At 68.6% G+C, this 5,363-nt stretch carries 6 protein-coding genes; 2 read left to right on the top strand and 4 right to left on the bottom strand.

All coding sequences use genetic code 11. From position 1 onward, the window contains the following. Positions 1-1,429, top strand: a 1,429-nt coding sequence (locus Asi03nite_RS37130) for a hypothetical protein (RefSeq protein ID WP_307834061.1), incomplete at its 5' end; no start/stop codon positions are given. Beyond that, positions 1,426-2,010: a class IV adenylate cyclase gene (locus tag Asi03nite_RS37125; RefSeq protein ID WP_239103210.1), complete on the top strand. Its 585-nt coding sequence runs from the start codon at positions 1,426-1,428 to the stop codon at positions 2,008-2,010. The genes Asi03nite_RS37130 and Asi03nite_RS37125, both read left to right, overlap by 4 nt. Before the next feature lie 72 nt (positions 2,011-2,082). Here Asi03nite_RS37125 and Asi03nite_RS37120 read toward each other — a convergent pair whose 3' ends face one another. From Asi03nite_RS37120 to Asi03nite_RS37105, 4 genes are all read right to left on the bottom strand, one after another. Then, entirely contained in the window at positions 2,083-2,838 is a 756-nt protein-coding gene (locus Asi03nite_RS37120) for a GntR family transcriptional regulator (protein ID WP_239103209.1), read from the bottom strand. Between the two features lie 595 nt (positions 2,839-3,433). Continuing rightward, positions 3,434-3,844: a hypothetical protein gene (locus Asi03nite_RS37115; protein WP_203685205.1), complete on the bottom strand. Its 411-nt coding sequence runs from the start codon at positions 3,842-3,844 to the stop codon at positions 3,434-3,436. Positions 3,845-4,029: 185 nt separating this feature from the next. Then, a complete protein-coding gene (locus Asi03nite_RS37110) occupies positions 4,030-4,230 on the bottom strand; it encodes a hypothetical protein (protein WP_203685204.1) in 201 nt (66 codons plus the stop codon). An 805-nt stretch (positions 4,231-5,035) separates the two neighbouring features. After that, on the bottom strand, positions 5,036-5,363 hold a 328-nt coding region (locus Asi03nite_RS37105; protein WP_203685203.1), incomplete at its 5' end, for a hypothetical protein.

The following is a 5,363-nucleotide window of genomic DNA, read 5'->3' as shown; positions in this document are numbered from 1 at the left end:
CATCGATTTGACCATGGAGTGCCGGATGCACCTGATCGAGGAGAGAGTCACCAACTTCGCCCGCGAGCACAAGTCTGATGCCGGCTACCTGGACGTGGCGGCCAACGCCCATGGGGCAGAGAAGGGGCAGCTGATGCTGCGCGCGTTGACGCGCCTTCAGCACGCCCGGCCCCGGGTGGTCGAGATCGGGCCCGGCGGTGGCGCCGCGGTCGCCTACCTGGCCGACCAACTCGCCGAGCAGCCCGCCGACAAGCGCAACGTGCGGCTGACGCTGATCGAGGCGCCGGGGGTGGTGTCGCAGTCGCTTTCCGCGGCTGTCGAGCGGTTCGGCCGGGTCGGGGAGTGTGAGCTGCGGTTCGGGTTCGCCCAGGACATCGGCGAGTTGTTGCCGGAGCCGGTCGACGTGGTGTCCGCGTCGGCGCTGATGCACGAGGTGTACTCGTACGGCGACGGCTACGGCGGGCTGCACACGATGATGCGGACCCTGCCGCGGGTGCTGGCGCCGGGCGGGTTCTTCGCCTACCGCGACGTGTACGCCGTGCACGGGCCGACGCTGCACGGGCGGGTGACGCAGGCGTACAGCTCCCGGGCGTGGCTGATGTTCCTGCGGCTGTTCACCCCGCAGTACCTGGCCGAGGGCACCCACCCGTATCACCGGGCCGACGACGAGCTGGTGGCCCGGCAGCACTCGCGGATCGTGGCCGTCGGCGACCTGGACCCCGGTACCCATGCGGTGATCTCGGCGCCGGTCGGGTTGTTCCGGGAGATCCAGCGGCACTACCTGACCCTGCGCGACCACGTGTGGCGTTCCGGGATCCTCGGGTTCGTCCCGCACCTGGACGGCGACCTGGCCGCCGACTGGGTGGACTTCCGCGCCGGGCACAAGCGGGTCCACTTCCGGCTCGACGGCGACGTCGAGTGGCTGCCCGGGCCGCACCGGATGATGCTGCCGGCACTGAGCGAGCCGTACGCCGATCACCGCACGATCGACGGTGACATCTTCGACGCGGTCTCCGATGTGGCGCTGCTGGCGTTTATGGGCGCTGTCGAGTCCGGTGACCGGGCCTGCTGGCGGGTGTGGGAGCAGTGGCTGCTGCGTGAGGGCCGCGAGACGTACGCGTACATGACCCTCGACCAGCTGCTCTGCGCGTTCGTGGTGCATTCGGCCGGCGCGCAGACCGATACCGTGATGCTGCCCGTGCAGGGCGACGACATCACCCGCGTCGACCGGCACTACTACAACCGGTTCCTCACCCGGCAGCTGGCGAACCCGCTGCGCGACGCCAAGCAGCTCGTTCTTCTGCGCAACGTGCCCCGCGACGACGCGGTCACGATGCGCCAGGCGCTCGAAGCGGTGGCCGGCTGGTGCAGCAAGACCAGCCTGGCCCGCATGTACACGGCGATCAACAAGGGAGACAACTGGACGTGAGTGACGTGATCGAGGTCGAACGCAAACGGCAGCTGGACGACGTCGCGGCCCTGCAGGCCCGGCTGCGCGAGGCCGGCTACCGGCCGGCGGGCTCCAGCGTCGAGACCGACACCTACTACAGCCGGCCCGATGTGGACTTCCTGGCCACGGTCGAATGCCTGCGCGTGCGCCAGCGGGACGGCTTCGCGGAGGTGACCTACAAACCGGCGTCGACCACGGCCACCCACACCGCGGCGGACGTCATCGCCAAGCCGGAGACGAACGTGATCCTCGCCGGGCCGGAGCAGGCCGGCGCCGCGACCGCGCTGCTCGACGTGCTCGGCATGGTCCGGCTGTGCCGGGTGGAGAAGACCCGCCAGACGTTCCGGCACCCGCGGCACGAGGCGGTCACGGTGGTCATCGACCACATCACCGGTGTCGGCGCGTTCGCCGAGACCGAGGTGATGGCCACCGACACGGACACGGCCGCGATCCTGCTGGGCCAGGTGGAGCAGCAACTCGGCCTCGACGGCTGCCCCGTGGTCGCTGCGCCCTACCGCGACCTGGTCCTGCACCACCACCAAGTCGAGGCACCGGTGTAGCCCTCCGGCTCACACAGACGAGAAGGGGCCCGCGGGCGTTCGCCCGCGGGCCCCTTCTCATGTGTCGGCTGGTCAGGAACGGGTTTCGTAGGTCAACCAACGGCCCGGCACCGAGCAGGACTCGCCGTACTCGATGACACCGCCCTCGGTGTCGTAGATCCAGTTGCGGCCGATCAGGACCGGCGAGCCGGCCGGAACCGACAGCTCGGCCGCCTGCGCCGCGGTGGCGGCCGCGGCGCTCACCTGCTCCTTGGTACCGCCCAGCGTGCGCCCGGTCCGCTCGGCCACGTAGCCGGGTGTCCCGTTGAGGATCCGCTCGGCGACCAGCAGGTTCGGGCAGCTCTCAGCGAGATCACCCAGCAGGTAGGAGACGCTGGCCGACAACGGCACGTCATCGCTGTTGTGCGTGACCCGGGCGCGCTGAATGATCATGTCGCCGGGCTCGACACCCAGCGCGGCCGCCGGCACGTCCGGCGCCGGCACGAGAGCCGCGCTGGTGATCCGGGCGTACTGGCCCTGCTTGTAGATCTTCCCCGTGCTCTGGATGGTGCGCACGTAGTCGGCCGGGGTCTGCGCCCTCGCCGCCACCACGGTGCCCCCGGTCGCGCCGGTGCTCGTGGTCACGTAGCCCTCGGCCTTGAGCACGCTGATCACCTTGGCGGCCGTGGCGTGCGAGATCTCGGAGCCGGCGGCCAGTTCCCGCACCGACGGCAGATGGTCACCCGGCTTCAGCTCGCCGGCATCGATCTTCTCGCGGTACGTCGTCACAATCCTCAGATAAGGCGGGGAGGCGTTGTCGGGCACCTGGATCGGTCCTTCCTCGGGCACGGCTTCCTACACTCCATGTTCTATAACACCAGAGATTCCGGGTCACGGAATAGGGCACCCGACACGTTCCACGCCCGGCCGCCGCCCATCAACGGCGTCCGCACCGTCATCCCGGGGCCATCGGTCCGGCCCCCCGGCACGCCGGCGTTGCGCCGCTTCACCAGCCGAGCTCGGCGATCACTCAGACCGGAAGCCACGCCCGCGGTCTGACAGTGCAGGTAAAGCTGGGGTTTGTCAGATCCAGGCCGAAGGCGGCCGGGACCGCGACACCGTCCCAAGGGGAGGGACACTCTTCCTCCCCCAAGAGCAGCGTCAGACGCTGTCTCGTGTGCAGGGCAGCCTGGTTCTGAGCGCGAGTAGCGGTCCCGGCTGGGTGGGAGTTTGGGCCCGGGCGCCTTCCGGCGGGTTTCAGCGACCGCGCGCGACGCTGAAGAACAGCAGCATCAGCAGGAAGCCGAACCAGAAGTTCCAGATCGTGTTGAGTCGGTAGTAGCCCTTGACCGGCTTGCCGCCGCGCTGGTGCGGCTTGACGCGAACGGCATGGTGCTCTCCCCAGTGAAGTCGACCACGGTGATCGGGTCATCACGGACGGCCGTCATCCTCGCATCCACGTACGACAATCTCCGGCCCCGTCGCGTTTCCGGGGCCCAGTAGCCGCACCCGGCCGGGCGTTGCCGTCAGGGGCTCGGGCGTGTCCCGGCACCGGATGGGGGGCATCGGGGCCCAGTGGAACGGCTTCGACCACCACGAAGTCGGCTGCGAACTCCTCGGCCTGCCGCAGCACGGACAACAGCCCGTGCACCATGTGGTCGCGATACTCGGGCAGGCAAGCTCCGAGGGTGGCTCTGGTGCCCGCGCCGGTTCCGACCTGCAGCAGCCGCAGTTCCTTGGAGTCTTGCGTGATCATGTACGGGGTGATCTCGGTGATCGTGTCGGAGCGGACGGCGCCGTGGCTCTGTTGTGCCGACTCGTCGCGCATCAGCCAGATGTTGTGTCGTGCAGTCATGCAGTGATGATCTCTGCGCGGTATGACAGAAACGTCCGGCGAAGCGTCGGGGTGGGCGGCGTCGGGGCGGGCGCCGGCGGCGTCGTATCGGCGGCCGGGCCCGGTACGGATTGAGTGGGGGGCCACCATCCCGGTGGCGTCCGCCCATCACCACTAAAGGTCATGGCGGCTCTGGTGGTCATCGATCACGCCTCGCGATGCTGGGTCCGGACCACGCGGACAAGCACCACGGCAGAGTAGAGCATCATCACTATCGCCAGACAGCGACGAAACCAACCGTCACTGCCAGCCAGGAACAGCAGCGCCCCGCAGAAGTAGCCGAGCGGTATCAGCCACTGTTGTCGGCGGCGACGCTCCGCCGGCGTCCGGCGCCTCTTGTCGGTCATCGCGTCTCCTCATCGGCAACTGCTTTCCGGACCGGCCGAGCACCCGGCCTTGAGGCCGCGTACGCCGTTGCAGAAGACCGGGCGGTCCAGCGGAAGCCACGCCAGTCGTTGCAGAAGCCGTCGTGGTACTTCATGCGGCCATCGGCGCCAGCCGCGCTTGCGGACCCCGCCCGGCCGAAGGCCCGCGCCTCACCGACGCTGCTGTAGAAGTTGGGGCTCTCCGGTGCCGAGGAAGGTCATCACCAGAACGGGCTGCAGCCCTCCCCGACCAGCCGGACCGGCCCGCCCTCGAACGATCTTGATGGAGATTCTCGACGAAGTCGTCGACCACCTCGCCTCGCCGCTCTGGGCAAGGCAGAACGGGAGGCTCTGCGGCGCGGCCGCATGATGCGCCGCGGCCAACTTCCGCGCTACAGCCTGCACGTCACCGCCCTGCCCTAGGCCCACCGAGCGCTGCTTCGCGGCCACGTCGACGCCTGCGGCGTGAGCTCCGCCGACCGCAAGACGTACCGCATCCACGCCGGCGGACAACCGTGACAATCCGGCTGCAGCTGCCCACCGCCGGCGCCCAGCCGAGCCAGGTCGCGATGATCACGCAGGCCATTGCACGCGGAGAGCGCCGTCACCAATCGAGACCACGCCGAATCCTAGGCCGAGGCGATCTGACGGCAACTGCCGTCTGCCGAGCCGCTGCCGCCGATCGTCATCGGCCACATGATCACCGACTACACCGGTGATAGGAGGAGACCGGGCCCGGATCGGCCCGCGGCCTTGCGGAGCGGCCGGGACCTTCTGGCCAGATCGATCACCGGCCGCTGAACACCCTTACAGCCCAAGGAGGGTTTCCCCCGTCATAGCCGTCGTCACCAGCACCGGTGTTTTGGTCGCTACCGGCGTTCTGGTCGTTACTGGCGTTTTGGTCGCTGTTGTTGCTGTTGCCGTTACTGTTACCGTTCCCGTTCCCACTGTCGCCACTGTCGCCACTGTCATCGTCATCGTCGTCTTTAATCTGGTACAGGCCCCACTTCTTCTTGTAGGCGGTTCCACTGCTAGAACCCGGCGGATTCAGGCGGTCGTAGCATTTTGATCTTGGCGGATCGGCGGGACAGGATCCCCGCTGTGCGCAACATGCT

Source organism: Actinoplanes siamensis, assembly GCF_016862395.1.
In the GTDB taxonomy this organism is placed as follows: domain Bacteria; phylum Actinomycetota; class Actinomycetes; order Mycobacteriales; family Micromonosporaceae; genus Actinoplanes; species Actinoplanes siamensis.
Note: the sequence above shows the minus strand (reverse complement) of the source record. Positions and strands in the feature narration are given on the sequence as shown.